Consider the following 15,100-nt stretch of genomic DNA (forward strand, 5'->3'; position numbering starts at 1 on the left):
TCGGAGGCCGGGTCGATGCCGACCATGACCGCCATTTCCAGGTGTTTGGCGTTGCGCAGGATCTTGATCATCAGGTCGGTGCCGATGTTGCCGGAACCGATGATGGCGACTTTGAGTTTTGCAGGGTTCATACGGCTTCTCCGTAGACTTCAGCGAGGAGGATCACGCTGGGCTCGAGGCTGTCGGCGTACAGCCGCGTCACGGCCTCGGCGCGCAGGCTCAGCGCCATGCGCTGGTTGATGTAGCCTTTGTCGGTGATTTCGCCGTCGTTGAGGCTGGGCGGCGAGTCGAGAATCACCAGGCGCATGGCATGCTGGGACGACGCCGGAAATTCCTTGGCCAGCGCCAGCAGCCCCGAACACAAGGCCAGGCGCACCTCGGACTGCATCGCCAGTTGTGCGCCGTTCATCTGTTGTCCGGCGGCACCGAGCAGATCGCGCAGGGCCGGGCTCGGGTAGATCAGCGCACCGATCACGTCGCGATCATGCCCACAGATCACGCAATCGCTGACGTAAGGCGCCAAGGCACTGACCAGGCGTGGACGCAGGGTGCCCACCGATACCCAGGTGCCGCTGCTGAGTTTGAAGTCTTCAGTCACCCGACCGTCGAACTGCACCCCCAACTCCGGCCGCTGCGGGTCGACCAAGCGCCCCGCGTCGCCAATGCGGTAGAAGCCCTCCTCATCGAACGCGGCCAGGCTGCTGACCGGGTCCTTCAGGTAGCGCGGGAACACCGACGGCCCGCGCACGCGCATCTCTAGCTTGTCGCCGCAGGGCACGAACTTGAGCTGCGTGCCCGGCACCGGCAGGCCGATGATGCCGGCCTTGTCGGCGGCGAAATGCACGTTGGTGACCACCGGCGACGTCTCGGTCGAGCCCCACTCGGTGGCAAAGAACAGCGGGGTGTCGCGGACCTTGGTGGCACACGCCGCCAGCCGGCCCCAACTGCTCTGGGGCAGCGCGGCAGCGGCGTAGAACAGCATGCGCAGGCGCCCGAACAAGGCGCGCGCCAGTACCTCGTCGCGCTCGAGGTACGGCAGCAAGACCTCGTAGCCGCGCGGCACGTTGAAGTACAGGGTGGGTCGCACCGACTTGAGGTTTTCCACGGTGCGGTCGATTTGCCCCGGTAACGGCAGGCCGTCATCGATGTACAAGGTGCCGCCGTTGCGCAGTACCAGGTTGAAGTTGTGGTTGGCGCCGAACACATGGCTCCAGGGCAACCAGTCGAGCACCACCAGTTCTTCGTGCTCAAGAAAGCGCCAGCACTGGGCAATCGCCTGCTGGTTGGCACAGAGCATGCCGTGGGTATTGACCACCGCCTTGGGCGCACCGGTCGAACCGGAGGTCATCAGGTAGCGCGCCGGGGTGTCGCCGTCGAGCCGTGCAAACGCTTGCATCACCGCTGGGCTTTCGGCCTTGTACAACAGCGGCAAGGCCAGCGCCCCGCGAATTTCCTGGGCGTTGCGCGCCGCCACCACCGGGCAATCCGGGTTGACCAACTCGATGGCACGGCAATAGGCATCGCCGTCGTTGACGAAAATCAGCGCCGGCTTGAGCACTTCGACAATCGCCTTGAGTTTGCTGCACCCGCTGCCGGTGTTGCGCGAGTACGCCACGGAAATCGTCGACACCGGGATGCCCACGTGCAGCGCCGCCAAGGTCAACAGCGCCTGGTCCAGATCGTTTTCCGAGAGCATCAGCAGCGGGCGCCCCGCCGGCAGATCCAGCTCGAGCAAGCCCTGGGCCAATGCCCCCACGCGCTGGCGCACCTGGGCATAGTTCAGGCTGAACCAGCCGGCCCCGCGCCGCTCGGCCAGGTAGGCACGCTGCGGTGTCTGCACGGCCCAGTGTTCGAGCCACTGCCCGATACAGCGCGCATAGGGCTGCAGGGGTTCGGGGGAACTCAGCACGAAGCTGCCGTCGGCTCGTGCCTCATACAGCACCTTGGCAGGGGCCAATTGGGTCGGATCATTGAAAAAATCGTACATTGCACGCCCTCGTGAATACGGCAGGCCATCAGCCCGCTGCTCACTCGTTTTATTGTTGTAATCGCCACCGGGTCGTCAGCCCGGTAGCAGGGTTGTTGCCTGCCGGCCTCAGCCGAAACGACAGCTCACTTCACCCAGGCGGGTGAGGCGCAAGCGCAGGCTGTCGCCCGCCACCACCGGCACCATAGGCCCGAGCGCGCCCGACAACAGCACGTCGCCCGCCTGCAACGGGCGCCCGGTCAGGGCCATGGTGCGCGCCAGCCACAGCGCAGCGTCCAGCGGGTTGCCCATGCACGCGGCCCCCACGCCGATGGCTGCCTGGGCCGCGTTCTTCTCCAGCAGCATGCCTTCGAGCGCCAGGTCCAGGCCGCGCAGGCTGACGGGGGTCTTGCCCAGCACGTAGAGGCCCGATGAGGCGTTGTCGGCCACGGTATCGACCAGGGTGATCTTCCAGTCCTCGATCGCCGAGTCGACGATTTCCAGGGCCGGCAGCACATGGTCGACGGCGCGCAGCAATTCGCCCAGGGTCGTATCGGGGTGAGGGAGATCGCGCCCCAGGACGAAGGCGATTTCGCCCTCGACCTTGGGCTGGATCAACCGGGTGCAGTCGATGGTCTCGCCATCGCGGTATTCCATGTCGGCAAACAGCATGCCGAAATCGGGCTGATCGACGCCCAACTGCTGCTGTACCGCCAGGGACGTCAGGCCAATCTTGCGCCCGCTCAGGCGCCGACCGGCAGCCAGGGCGGCCTGGGTGTTGATCTCTTGCACGGCGTAGGCGTCGTGCAACGACTGGATGTCGAAACGCTCGGAAATGCGTGGGCAAGGGCTGCGGCTCGACCGCGCCAGGGCCAGCGCAGCGGCGGCGGCCTGAAGGTTTTCGTGGTGCATGGGGTTGCTCCTGAACGGTTCTGGATGGCTCACAACTGACGTGCGCGGCTTTCGCGATAACCCTGGTGCAACTCGTCCACCAGTTGCGCCACGCTGTAGGTGCCGGTGATCTGGCCTACGCCCTGGCCGGCCGACCACACGTGTTTCCAGGCTTTGTTGGCAGTGGAGATATCACCGGAAAAGTCGATGCTGGCGCGGTTTTCGGCGCTGGGGTCGATACCGGCCTTTTCCAGCGACGGCCGCATCCAGTTGGCAAGCACGCCGCTGACCGCCTTGGTGGTGGTCACGTCATCCAGCGAGCAGGCCACCAGCATGTCGCGGTAGGCGGCTTCCACCAGGCTTTCATGGGCGGCAATCAGGCGGGTTCCGACCAGCGAGAAATCGCAGCCCAATACCTGCGCCGCATGGATGTCGCGGCCGTTGGAAATCGCCCCGGCCAAGCCCAGAGGGCCGTCCCAGAACTGGCGCACTTCGGCGACGAAGGCGAACGGGTTGTAGCTGCCGGTATGCCCGCCCGCCCCGTTGCACACCAGGACCAGGCCATCGACGCCAGCGGCCACCGCCTTGCGCGCCAGTGCCGGGCTGATCACGTCGGCGATCACCACGCCGCCATAAGCGTGTACGGTTTCAAGGACACGCTTGGGGCTACCCAGGGCTGTGGACACGATAGGCGGCTGATAACGGCGCACCAACTCGAGCTCGGCGTCGAAGCGGTCGTAGGTGCTGTGTACGATCATGTTGAGCATCCATGGCGCCCACTGCTCGCCGCGTTGCTGCGCCAGCTCACGCTCGCGGCTGATCTGCTCCAGCCATTCCTGCAATTGTTCGACCGTTCGCGCATTGGGCGCCGGAAGGCTGCCGACGATGCCGGCCTGGCAGCAGGCGGCCACCAGGCCCGGCCCCGACACCAGGAACATCGGCGCCGCGAGGACCGGGAGGTTGAGCCCGGCAAACAGGTTCAGGAGTTGCTGTTGCGGTGCACTCAGGCTTGTTCTTGTCATCACGCATCTCTCTTATTCTAGTTATCAAGGCGTCGGCCTGGCTCAGGCCTTGCGCGGCTTGGCTGCACCGGCACTGCGGATCTCCCAGCCGCCATCGCTGTGGATGATGTTCGCCGTAGTCAGGCCGGAATTTTCCCGCGAGGCCAACAGCACGTAGTGCCCGGTGTGGTCTTCGGGCTCGGCAATCCGTTGCAACGGCACCGCCTGCGCCGCACCGGCTTCGAAGCCCGGGATCTGGTTCAGCGGCACACTGCGGCTGTTCAAGCCTTCCAGGCTTTTCATCGGCGTGTTGGTCGCCCCCGGAGCCACGCCGTTGACGCGGATCTCCGGCGCCAGCTCATAAGCCAGCTGGCGAATCATGCCCACCAACGCATGCTTGGCGGTGACGTAGAGAATGCCACCGCCGCCGGCATAAAAGGCACTGTTGGAGAGGGTAAAGATCATGCTGCCCCGGGTTTCGCGCAGTGCCTCGATCGAGGCTTGCGCGCCCAGCAGATAACCCTGCACGTTGGTGGCGAAGAGTTTCTGGAAGGCGCCCTCGAACTCTTCCGGGGCAATACGGTCCAGGCGCGTGAAATAATCGAACACGGCAGCGTTGCCAACGAAGGTGTCAAGCCTGCCAAACGCCTCAAGGGTCGCCGCCACCGCACGCTGATTGTCCTGATACCGCGACACATCCCCCTCAATCGTGATGACCGCGTCGCCAAGCGTGTCAGCCAACGCGGCCAGTTGCGCCGCATCGCGGCCCATGACCGCGACGCGCGCGCCCTCGGCCACGTAACGACGGACGATGGCGCTGCCAATCCCGCCGGTACCGCCGGTGACCAATGCCACCTGCCCTTTTAACCAAGCCATATGCCAGCCCTCAGAGGAAGGTGTTGATGTTCTTGCACAGCAACATCGCGTTAGGGATCAGGATCTTGCGCTTGAGCAACTTGAGGCCGTCGGCCTCCAGGCGCAGTACATCCTCGCGCCGGCCGGCGATCTGGTGATGCTCGTCCAGGCCGCGGCTGCGCACGTTGATAAAGCACGAGTAGGCCAGGTATTCGCCCGGCGCCGGGCCGGCATACACTTCGATATTGCTGATCAGGTGAACGTTGCGCGTCGGCGGGTTCTCGGCCCAGGCCGACGGCTGCTTGAAGCGTGCCACGCGGCGCTTGAGTTCGCGCATGCCGTCATCGAAGAAGGCCATGTGTTCCAGGCGATAGGGCCCGGATTTGTCCTCGCGGCGCCGGTTCTCGATGCCCGGCATCCAGTAGTGGATGGCTTCACTGAGACCGTGCAGCCACGCGTCCCAGCATTCGCCGTCGAGCAGGCGCGCTTCGCGCAGCAGGAACTGTTCGACGCGGCGGGTTTCCTCGACTGAAACGAGGCTGTCCTGTTGTTCGTGTGTCATCTGGCCCCCCTCAGCGCAGCGTGCCGTTGCGGTCCGGAACATCGGCCCAGGTCGGAGCCTGCAGCAGGTCCTTCCAGCGCTGATAGAACGCCCGCGCATTACATTCGTTGAGCTGGCCCTTGAACACATTGCCGGGCAACTCGCTGTTTTCGAGACGGGTATGCATGCCCAGGCCGACGTACAGGTCCTGATAACGCGTGACCACGCCACGGCTGCTCTTGGTGCAGTACTCCCAGTTCTCGCCGTCGTCCATCTCGAACACCCCGGTGGGCGAGAACGTCATCATCGCGCCGCGCCGCCACTTGTCCTTGATCTCCTGCGGGGCGTTTTTGTTGACGATCACCCAGGTGAACAGCTCGATCTTGTGCGGGCCGCGCGGCTGCCAGATGCGAACGGTGTTTTGCCCCGGCAGAAAGGAAAAGTTGGGGAACACGGTGAACGAGGAAATCGCCCCGATCAGCCGCGAGCGGAATTCGCCGAGGCGGTCCGCCACCTTGGGACGCAGCACGTGCAGGTATTTGTTGATGTCTTTCTCGCCCAGGGTCGCGGCGTTGCCGACCACGTCGGTGGCGAACTCATAGCCGTGGCCATTCCAGTTCACCGAGTACGACTCGGGCAACTCGCCGACATTCGCCACCGGCCCGCCGAGCATGGCCTTGGCCGCCGAATCGTGGGTCCAGCCGCCGTGCAGGATGTCACCGACGAAGTTCTCGGCGGCGATCTTCCAGTTGCACTCAATGGTGGAGCGGATGCAACCACCGAGAAACTCGCTGCCGCCTTCATCCATGTCGAGCATCACGTCCATGTACCAGGTCATCGGCCCGAGGTATTCCTCCAGGGTCGGCGCATCGCTGGCAAACGTGGCGAAAACCAGGCCTTTATAGCTGGCGACACGCGCCTCGCGCAGGCCGTGCCTGGACTTGTCGAACTGGCTTTCTTCGTAGCATTTGGATTCGTGCATGCCCATCAGCCGGCCGCCATCGGCACCGAACGACCAGCCATGGTAGTTGCAGATAAAGCCGCGGGCGTTGCCGGCCTCGGCAAAGCACACCTTGTTGCCACGGTGCGGGCAGGCATTGAGGAAGACCTTGATCGAGGCGTCCTTCTGGCGCACCACCAGCACTTCGTCTTCACCCATCGAGGTGGTCAGGTAGTCGCCGGACTTGGGCAGCTGGGACTCGTGCGCGACGAACAGCCAGCAGCGCGCGAAGATTTTCTCCAGCTCCTGCTCGTAGATCGCCGGGTCCCAGAAGACCTTGCCGGACAGGCGCCCTTCCTCCATGTCGCAGATACGGTCGAGGTTGCCCAGGGCGGGTGTGCTTTCAATGGTTCTGAGCGGTATGTGTTTGTTGTTATCCATGGTTCAGACTCACAGGAATACGGTTGGACAGCGGCCCGGTCACACCGGGCTGTTGGCGGCGGCCAGCGCCTCGTCAGCCTCCAGGGCGATGTCGGCGAACACCTCGCGGTCGGTGACGATGACCTTGTAGGTGCGCAAGTGGCGCTCGCAGGGAAACGTCACCGCCTTGCCGCTGGGTACATGGAACTGGCCCCAGTGGACCGGGCAGGTAATCAGGTCGTCTTCCAGGTCGCCCTCGGCCAGCGAAGCGGTGGCGTGGGTACACATGTCGGTGGTGGCGTAGAACGTGCCCCCCAGGTTGTAGACGCAGATGGCGTCGCCCTCGCGGTGGGCAACCTTCTTCAGCTCCCCTGGCGCCAGCTCATCACGTTGGCAAAGTAATACACGGCTCATGCTCGGCCCTCACACTCAGTTGCACAAAGCCCAGCCCGGTGACCCAGGCGGGTACGGCTTCATAGGCAATCACTTCGCCCTGCGGGCGCTCGATGGCGGCCAGGGCGCAGGCGAAGTTACGGATTTCCATCGCGCCGTTGCCGGCCCGACGCAGGATCTCTTCGTCGCTGTAGGCGCACAGCGCTTGCAGGTCGCCATTGACGCCGAGGGCGAGAATCTCGCGATCGAAGTCTTCAGCCACCCGGCCCATCTCGGCGGTGCCGACCCAGTGACTGATCCCGCCACTGCCGATAATCACCACACGCTCGTCGGCATCGAACGCTTCGACGGCCGCCCGCAGCTGCCGGCCGAGGTCGGCCGACCGCTGGAGCGAGATGTACGGGTCAACGCCGCACGCCAGGTACACCGGGATGCTCGGCAACTCACGCCCGAGCAAGGCCTCGGCCGGCTTGACCACCAGTTGGTGCGGAATGGAAAAGGAATGGTCGACGGTAAAACTGCGCGCCACGGTCCAGTCCACGCCCTGCCCATCGCCGTGCTCGACAATGTGCGTGGCCAACGCTTGATGGTTGCGCACCGCGCCACGTTCCAGGCCCGGCAGGCGATCGATGGGGCCATCCACATCGCCGGTGCCGATCACATAGCGCGGCAGGCAATGGGTGCCGAACAGAATGTAATGGTCGCAACCGACGATGATCACCGAGGTCGGCTGCAAGGCCGCCAGGCGTTCGGCGCAGGCTTCGTATGCAGCCCATACCGCCTCACGTTGCGCCAACGGCGGCGCGTCGGGTGCCACGAACATTACCGGGTCATGCGGCATCCAGAAGCCGCCTACTATCTTGCCCATCGGTTCACCCCTTGAGCGCGGCGGAAAATCCCGCGCTGTGTTCGTCGGTAGCGCCCAGGCGCTGTTTGTAGAGGCTCATGTTGCGGTCAGGGGCAAGCTCCTGCCAGAAGCCCATGGTCAGCATCGGGTTGACCCCGGCCGCCTGCAGCCCGGCAACATCGAACTCGACGATCATGCGGACCTCGGCCTCCTCCAGGGCAAAACGCCCGAGGAACCCGACCGCGTCCTGCCGAAAGCGCTCTTTGGCGACACGCTCGACGCACAGCTGCCAGAGCGCACGCTCCATAACGTTTCTGCTCATACCGGCCTACTCGCTGAGGAAATCGCGGACCAGCGCGGCAAAGCGGCGCGGCTGCTCGCTCTGCACCCAGTGCCCACAGCGCCCGAACAGGTGCAGGTCGGCATCGGGAATGCTGTTGGCGATCAGCAGCCCGCACTCGGGCGGCACCACGCGGTCTTCACGGCCGTGTACCACCAGCGTCGGCGCGACGATCTTGGCCAACGCGGCCGCAGGAAAGCCCTTGACCAGGGTCGGGCCGTCGGCGGCCGGCTGCGGGATCAGTTTGCGTAGCGCCTGCTGGGCACCAGGGCGCGCACTGGCTTCGTAACGTGCCTGCACCATCGCCTCGGTAATCAGCGACACGTCATAGGGGAACAGCTTCATCAGCTCGCGCATGTTGTCCAGCGATGGCTCGTATTCCCAGGCCCCGCGCAGGCCTGGGGTCTGCACGAACTCACCGGCCGGGGTGCCGAGCAACACTAGCTTGTTGACGCGCTCCGGTGCGAACACCGCCAGGCCGATGGCCAGCGCGCCGCCAAACGAATTGCCGACGAACGAGGCTTTTTCGATGTCCAGGGCATCCATGATGCCGAGCAGATGGTTGACCCACAGCTTGATGTCGTACTTGGCGTCGTCCTTGAACTCGGTGAAGCCGAAGCCGGCGATGTCCGGCACGACCACGCGCCAGCGATCAGCGAACACCGGCACGGTATTGGCCCAGTTGGCCCAGCCCGATACACCGGGGCCCGAACCATGCAACAGGAACAAGGCCTCGCCCTGACCGGCTTCGTGGTAGTGAGTCTGGTGCCCTGCTGCAAGCAGAGTCTTGGGATTTGCGCTCATGTCGGCCTCCGGTTCTTATTCTTAACATACAGATGTGTATCTGTATGCTATTTACCGATTTGACCTGCGTCAATTAAAAAAACGTGGCTTTGTGCAAATAATCCAAAAGCCAACCTACACACATGTACTCTAGAATCCGAGCACACGCAGCCCCCATGCGCGGGCCACAGTCGGTGCGCTGGCAATAGCTTCGTCGTTGCGCCGGGCGTTAGAATGACGGCTCGCTGCCAAGGCGGGCGTCGAACGCTGCTGTGCCCTGGCGCTTATCCAGCTTGTTGGACAAGGCCCCTAGACAATGTCATCACGCACCAACCTCACGCGGGAAGATTGGATTCATGCGGCACAGGAAGTCCTGGTTACCAGCGGCGTCGACGCTGTGCGGGTCGATACCCTGGCCAAGGAATTGAAGATCACCCGTGGCAGCTTCTACTACCACTTCAAAAGTCGCGGGGAACTGCTCGAAGGCATCCTCGGCAACTGGCGCGCACGCGCCACCGAAGATGTGATTCTGCACCTGCGCAATGCCCACAGCTCGCCGCTGCAACAACTGCATCGCCTGCTCGAACTGCCCTCCCACGGGCAGACCGCCAAGGACGCCGCCTCGATCGAGCTGGGCATTCGCGGCTGGGCCCGCCGCGACAAGCAGGCGCGCCAGGCCATCGACGAAGTCGACAGCCACCGCCTGAGCTACATCGAAGGCCTGCTGATCCAGGCCGGCGTGCCCAGTGGCGATGCCCAGGACCGCGCCTACCTGATCTATGCCTACCAGATCAGCCTGTCATTGCTGCACAGCGAAGACACCCCGCAACAACGCCTGGAACGCAGCCAGCGCATGGCCGGCATCCTGATCCCCGAATCCTGCACCCTCCCCGCCTGAGCCCGGATGCCGACCTGCGTCGGCATTCATAAAAATACATGAATGTATCTTTCAAGATCACAAAGCAGCACGCGAACTGGGTGCCGAGCTTTTCAGATGAAAAAGATTATTTTATTTTTTTATCTAAAAACAACAACATAGATTAGAAACCCGCCTTTAAACAAACCGTTACAGCGGCGCCTATTGACAAAGCGCCCACCCTCCCGCGTAGTCTATACATACACATTCACATGTGTATTTTAAAGCTGTGTATGGCGCTCCCTCAGGCTTATCCACACGACAATAAGAATAGAAAACGGGTACCTCACTATGCACTTGCATGCACCCCTGCACACGGCCACTCCCTGCGTGCTTGACACCTCGCCCTCCCGACGACAGCACCCCGGCACGGCATTGACCGACGCCCGCTGGCGCACACCTTCGCCTCCCTTTCCTACCGCTCGCTGAGGGCCGCTCATGGATATCTCGATACTGGCGTTTCTCGCCCAGGACGGCCTGACCACGGGCGCGATTTATGCCTTGGTGGCGCTGGCCCTGGTGCTGGTGTTCTCGGTGACGCGCACCATCCTGGTGTGTCAGGGCGACTTCGTCACCTACAGCGCCCTGACCCTGGCCACCCTGCAACTGGGGCTGATGCCCGGCACCCTGTGGCTGCTGCTCGGCTGCTCGCTGGCCGCCTGCACACTGGACAGCATCGCCGCGTTGCGCCGTGGTCAATCGCGCCGGGTGCCCGGCCTGCTGGCACGCTACCTGGGCTTGCCGACGGTGCTGTGGGTGGTGCTGGACACCTTCGAGCTGGCCGGTTTGCCGGCCGTGTTGCAGATCCTGCTGACCCTGGCGCTGGTCACGCCGCTGGGGCCGCTGCTGTATCGCCTGGTGTATCAACGGGTGGCCGAGACCTCGGTGCTGTTGCTGCTGATCGTATCGGTGGCCGTACACATCACGCTGGTGGGTATCAGCTTGCTGATGTTCGGCGCAGAAGGGGTTCGCACCGATGCCCTGGCCGAAGCGGTGTTCATGCTCGGTGAGCTGCCGGTGGGCCTGCAAAGCCTGTTGGTGATCGCCAGCGCCCTGCTGCTGATCGGCCTGCTCTACGCGTTCTTCGGCCACAGCCTGTATGGCAAGGCCCTGCGCGCCACGGCACTGAATCGCAAGGGCGCGCAACTGGTGGGCATCCCCACACAGCTGGCCGGCAAGGCGGCGTTCGGCCTGGCGGCGTTGATCGGCGCCATTTCCGGCGTGCTGATCGGCCCGCTGACCACCCTGTACTACGACTCGGGCTTTCTGATCAGCCTCAAGGGGTTTGTCGCTGCGATCTTCGGCGGCCTGGCCAGTTACCCGATTGCCGCGGCCAGTGCGTTTTTCGTCGGTGTCCTGGAGAGCTTCGCCAACTTCGGCGCCTCGGCCTACAAGGAGGTGATCGTGTTCACCCTGGTGATCCCGGTACTGCTGTGGCTCTCGTTGAAGCACCCTCACCTTGAGGAGCAACACTGATGATCCGTCGACTGATCCCCCTGTTCGCCCTGCTGCTTCTGGCGGGCCTGGCACCAGTGCTGCTGCCGACCTTCCATGTCACGCTGCTGAATTACATCGGCCTGTATAGCCTGGTCGCCCTGGGCCTGGTGCTGCTGACCGGCATCGGCGGCATGACCTCGTTCGGCCAGGCCGCGTTCGTCGGTATCGGCGCCTACGCCAGTGCGGTGCTGACCACCCAATATGGCCTGTCGCCCTGGCTCGGTTTGCTTGCGGGCCTGGCGATTACCCTTGTGGTTGCCACCAGCCTGGGCCTGTTGACCCTGCGCCTGGCCGGCCACTACCTGCCCATCGGCACCCTGGCCTGGGGTCTGGCGCTGTTCTATCTGTTCGGCAACCTGCCCGGGCTGGGCGGCTTCGGCGGCCTGCAAAACCTGCCGAATATCAGCCTGTTCGGCTGGCAGGTCCGCGACCCGGCCGACTTCAGCCTGCTGATTGGACTGCTGTTGGCGATCAGCCTGTGGCTGCTCGACAACCTGCTGCACAGCCGCCAGGGCCGCGCCATCCGCACCCTCAAGGATTCCGCCGGCATGGCTGAGGCGATGGGCATCGACACGGCGCGCAGTCGCTTGCAGGTGTTCATCATCGCGGCCCTGCTCGCGGCGTTGTCGGGCTGGCTGTACGCGCACCTGCAACGGGTAGTCAATCCCACGCCGTTCTCGGTGGTGATGGGTATCGAGTATCTGTTCATGATCGTGCTCGGCGGCGTTGCCAGCCTCTGGGGCGCACTGCTCGGCGCAGCCCTGCTGACCCTGATCAAACAGGTGCTGCAAGACGTACTGCCACAGCTGTTCGGGCACGCCGACAACGTCGAGATGATTTTCTTCGGCGTGCTGGTGATCCTGGTCCTGCAATACGCCCGTGGCGGCCTGTTGCCATTGCTGAGCGGCCTGTTCCCGAGGGCACAACCCCGTCCGCTGCCCGAGCACCCGGCCCATGCGCTGCCCCGCCGGACGATGCCCGCCAACGGGCAGCCGTTGATGGTCGCAGAAGGTCTGCTCAAGCAGTTTGGCGGACTGGTGGCCAACAAGGACATGGGCTTGACCGTCAATGGCGCCGAAATCACCGCGCTGATCGGTCCCAACGGCGCCGGCAAGTCGACCCTGTTCAATCTGTTGTCCGGGGTGCTGGCGCCCAATGCCGGCCAGATCGTTTTTCTCGGCCAGCGCATCGACGGCCTGTCGCCGCGTGCCATCGCCCGACTGGGCGTCAGCCGCACCTTCCAGCACGTGCGCTTGTTGCCGGACATGAGCGTCCTGGAAAACGTCGCCCTCGGCGCCCATGCCCGGGGCAAAGCCGGGCTGCTGCGCTCGATGCTGCATCTGGAGCGCGAAGAAGAAGCCGCCCTGCTGGCCGAAGCCCGGCGCCAGATCGAGCGCGTGGGCCTGGGCGCCGCCCTGCACACCCCCGCCGGCAGCCTGCCGTTGGGCCAGCAGCGCATCGTCGAAATTGCCCGGGCGCTGTGCAGCGATCCCCTGTTGCTGTTGCTCGACGAACCCGCCGCCGGACTGCGCCATGGCGAAAAGCAGGCACTCGCCCACCTGCTCGAACAACTGCGCAGCGAAGGCCTCGGCGTGCTGCTGGTGGAGCACGACATGGAGTTCGTCATGGGCCTGGCCGACCAGATCGTGGTGATGGAATTCGGCCAGCGCCTGGCCGGTGGCACGCCGCTGCAGATACAGCAAAACCCTGCGGTGCTTGCCGCCTACCTTGGAGGTGTCGAATGAGTCGCCTGCTGGATGTACGCAACCTGACGATCAGCCACGGCAAGGTCGAAGCGGTACGCCAACTCAACCTGAGCCTGGAGGAAGGCCAGATCGTCAGCCTGATCGGCCCCAACGGCGCCGGCAAGACCACCTTGATGGCGGCGCTGATCGGCCTGCTGCCAGCACAGGGCCAGGTGAGTTACGCCGGCCAGCCGCTGCTGGCGCACCACGACGTCGCCCAGCGCATCGACAAGGGCATGGCGCTGGTGCCGGAAAGCCGCGAACTGTTCGGCCTGATGAGCGTCGAGGACAACCTGCGCCTGGGTGCCTTCAGCCGTCATCGGCGTGGCTTTCGCGACCACCAGAAGACCCTCGACGAAGTTTTCGGCCTGTTCCCGCGCATGTACGAACGGCGCAGTCAGCCGGCCTGCACCCTGTCGGGCGGCGAGCGCCAGATGCTTGCCATCGGCCGCGCGCTGATGGCCAAGCCGCGCTTGCTGATGCTCGACGAACCCAGCCTAGGCCTGGCCCCGCGGGTGATCGGCGAAATCTTCACGATCTTCGAGACCCTGCGCCAGAGCGGCGTGTCGATCCTGCTGGTCGAGCAAAACGCCCGCGCCGCGCTGAAGATTTCCGACTACGGCTACGTGCTCGAAGTCGGGGAAATCGTGCTTGAAGGCAGCGCCCAAGCCTTGGCCAACAACCCCCAGGTGGCCGAAATCTACCTGGGCCGCCCACCCACCCGAGCCGCCATGGAGGTCACCAGCGCTACCGGCACGTAGCGCCCTGCCACAGCCTTTGCCACACCATAAAAAAAATATCAGGAGCGTGTATGAGATCGATTTTTCCCTTGCTGTTGCTGGCCTCACTGTCTGCCGCCGCACAGGCGGACATGACCGTCGGCGTGATTCTCTCCACTACCGGCCCCGGTGCCTCGCTGGGTATTCCCGAGCGCAATACCGTGGCCCTGTTGCCCAAGGAAATTGCCGGCCAGGCGGTGAAATACGTGGTACTGGACGACGGCAGCGACAGCACGGCCGCCGCCAAGAACGCGCGCAAACTGGTGAGCGAAAACCGTGTCGACCTGTTGATCGGCTCCACCACCGTGCCCACCTCGGCGGCCGTGGCGCAAATCGCCAAGGAGAGCAAGACCGCGCAGATCGCCCTGGCCCCATTCGCCCCGGCAAGTGGCGAACAGACCTGGATTTTCACCGTCGCCCAGACCAACACCTTGATGGCTGAGGCGCTGATCGAGCACATGCAAAAAGCCGGCGTAAAAACCCTGGCGTATATCGGCTACAACGATGTGTGGGGCGAAGACTGGCACAAAGTGCTGAGCGAGATGGCGCCGGCGGCAGGCATCCAATTGGTGCGAGACGAGCGCTTCAACCGCACCGACTCGTCGGTCAGCGGCCAGGCCCTGAAGGTCATGAGCAGCAAGCCCGATGCGGTATTGATCGGCGCCACCGGCACACCCGCGGCCCTGCCCCACACCGAACTGCGGCGCCTGGGTTACAAGGGCACCATTTACCACACCCATGGTGCGGCCAACAGCGCGTTCCTGCGCATCGGCGACAAAGCCTTGAACGGCGCGATCCTGCCCGTGGGGCCCGTGGTGGTATGGGACAAACTGCCCGCCAGCCACCCGTCCAAAGCCATCGCCAGCCAATACGCGCAGGATTACCAGGCCCAGTACGGCGCCAACAGCCTGTCGCCATTCGGCGCCTACCTGTACGACGCCATGCGCCTGGTGGAGGCTGCCGTGCCGGCCGCGCTCAAAGGCAGCACACCGGGCACGCCAGCGTTTCGCGAGCAACTGCGCGACCAGCTTGAGCAGACCCGCAACGTGGTCGGCACCCACGGCGTGTACAACCTGAGCGCCACCGACCACTTCGGCCACGACCAGCGCGCTCGCGCACTGGTGACGGTGCAGGATCAGCAGTGGGTCCTCTTGCATGCCCCTGAATAACCCCGACAACAATAATA

At 64.2% G+C, this 15,100-nt stretch carries 15 protein-coding genes and 1 pseudogene; 5 read left to right on the forward strand and 11 right to left on the reverse strand.

The window, feature by feature from the left end; all coding sequences use genetic code 11:
- The 11 genes and pseudogenes from ACP7E3_RS31210 to ACP7E3_RS31260 form a co-directional block, all read right to left on the reverse strand.
- A pseudogene (locus ACP7E3_RS31210) lies at positions 1 to 131 on the reverse strand (acetaldehyde dehydrogenase); the annotation flags it as partial.
- Entirely contained in the window at positions 128 to 1,987 is a 1,860-nt protein-coding gene (locus ACP7E3_RS31215; protein ID WP_426125437.1) for a feruloyl-CoA synthase, read from the reverse strand. The gene ACP7E3_RS31215 and the pseudogene ACP7E3_RS31210, both read right to left, overlap by 4 nt.
- 108 nt (positions 1,988 to 2,095) lie before the next feature.
- Positions 2,096 to 2,878, reverse strand: a complete 783-nt coding sequence (locus tag ACP7E3_RS31220; RefSeq protein WP_177030564.1) for a 2-keto-4-pentenoate hydratase — start codon at positions 2,876 to 2,878, stop codon at positions 2,096 to 2,098.
- Between the two features lie 29 nt (positions 2,879 to 2,907).
- Complete coding sequence (locus tag ACP7E3_RS31225; protein ID WP_126589493.1) at positions 2,908 to 3,879, reverse strand: NAD(P)H-dependent flavin oxidoreductase; 972 nt, start codon at positions 3,877 to 3,879, stop codon at positions 2,908 to 2,910.
- Positions 3,880 to 3,921: 42 nt separating this feature from the next.
- On the reverse strand, positions 3,922 to 4,734 hold the full coding sequence (gene hcaB / locus ACP7E3_RS31230) for a 3-(cis-5,6-dihydroxycyclohexa-1,3-dien-1-yl)propanoate dehydrogenase (protein ID WP_046383256.1): 813 nt from the start codon (positions 4,732 to 4,734) through the stop codon (positions 3,922 to 3,924).
- A 10-nt stretch (positions 4,735 to 4,744) separates the two neighbouring features.
- Complete coding sequence (locus ACP7E3_RS31235; RefSeq protein WP_017847309.1) at positions 4,745 to 5,275, reverse strand: 3-phenylpropionate/cinnamic acid dioxygenase subunit beta; 531 nt, start codon at positions 5,273 to 5,275, stop codon at positions 4,745 to 4,747.
- Positions 5,276 to 5,285: 10 nt separating this feature from the next.
- A complete protein-coding gene (locus ACP7E3_RS31240) occupies positions 5,286 to 6,635 on the reverse strand; it encodes an SRPBCC family protein (RefSeq protein ID WP_057005521.1) in 1,350 nt (449 codons plus the stop codon).
- 39 nt (positions 6,636 to 6,674) lie between these two features.
- Positions 6,675 to 7,028, reverse strand: coding sequence for a non-heme iron oxygenase ferredoxin subunit (locus tag ACP7E3_RS31245; protein ID WP_017847307.1), 354 nt, complete (start codon positions 7,026 to 7,028; stop codon positions 6,675 to 6,677).
- Positions 7,000 to 7,875 carry a protocatechuate 4,5-dioxygenase subunit beta gene (locus ACP7E3_RS31250; RefSeq protein ID WP_017847306.1) on the reverse strand — a complete coding sequence of 292 codons (876 nt, stop codon included), beginning with the start codon at positions 7,873 to 7,875 and terminating at the stop codon, positions 7,000 to 7,002. The genes ACP7E3_RS31245 and ACP7E3_RS31250 overlap by 29 nt, the downstream gene beginning before the upstream one ends.
- A 4-nt stretch (positions 7,876 to 7,879) precedes the next feature.
- Positions 7,880 to 8,176, reverse strand: a complete 297-nt coding sequence (locus ACP7E3_RS31255) for an extradiol ring-cleavage dioxygenase (RefSeq protein ID WP_032804499.1) — start codon at positions 8,174 to 8,176, stop codon at positions 7,880 to 7,882.
- A 6-nt stretch (positions 8,177 to 8,182) separates the two neighbouring features.
- Positions 8,183 to 8,998 carry an alpha/beta fold hydrolase gene (locus ACP7E3_RS31260; RefSeq protein ID WP_017847304.1) on the reverse strand — a complete coding sequence of 272 codons (816 nt, stop codon included), beginning with the start codon at positions 8,996 to 8,998 and terminating at the stop codon, positions 8,183 to 8,185.
- Positions 8,999 to 9,293: 295 nt separating this feature from the next.
- Between ACP7E3_RS31260 and ACP7E3_RS31265 the strand changes: the two genes are divergently transcribed.
- The 5 genes from ACP7E3_RS31265 to ACP7E3_RS31285 all read left to right on the forward strand — a co-directional run bounded on the left by ACP7E3_RS31265 (position 9,294) and on the right by ACP7E3_RS31285 (position 15,083).
- A complete protein-coding gene (locus ACP7E3_RS31265; protein ID WP_017847303.1) occupies positions 9,294 to 9,875 on the forward strand; it encodes a TetR/AcrR family transcriptional regulator in 582 nt (193 codons plus the stop codon).
- Between the two features lie 456 nt (positions 9,876 to 10,331).
- On the forward strand, positions 10,332 to 11,369 hold the full coding sequence (locus tag ACP7E3_RS31270; RefSeq protein ID WP_046486461.1) for a branched-chain amino acid ABC transporter permease: 1,038 nt from the start codon (positions 10,332 to 10,334) through the stop codon (positions 11,367 to 11,369).
- Complete coding sequence (locus ACP7E3_RS31275; protein WP_177030563.1) at positions 11,369 to 13,135, forward strand: ABC transporter permease subunit; 1,767 nt, start codon at positions 11,369 to 11,371, stop codon at positions 13,133 to 13,135. Before ACP7E3_RS31270 ends, ACP7E3_RS31275 begins: the two co-directional genes overlap by 1 nt.
- Positions 13,136 to 13,140: 5 nt before the next feature.
- Positions 13,141 to 13,896: an ABC transporter ATP-binding protein gene (locus tag ACP7E3_RS31280; protein ID WP_232566609.1), complete on the forward strand. Its 756-nt coding sequence runs from the start codon at positions 13,141 to 13,143 to the stop codon at positions 13,894 to 13,896.
- 50 nt (positions 13,897 to 13,946) lie between these two features.
- The gene (locus ACP7E3_RS31285; protein WP_046486463.1) at positions 13,947 to 15,083 is read left to right on the forward strand and encodes an ABC transporter substrate-binding protein; all 1,137 of its coding nucleotides are present in this window, start codon (positions 13,947 to 13,949) and stop codon (positions 15,081 to 15,083) included.
- The last annotated feature ends 17 nt before the right edge of the window (positions 15,084 to 15,100 follow it).

Origin of the sequence: Pseudomonas sp. PSPC2-3, from assembly GCF_049898265.1 — a bacterium.
In the GTDB taxonomy this organism is placed as follows: domain Bacteria; phylum Pseudomonadota; class Gammaproteobacteria; order Pseudomonadales; family Pseudomonadaceae; genus Aquipseudomonas; species Aquipseudomonas veronii.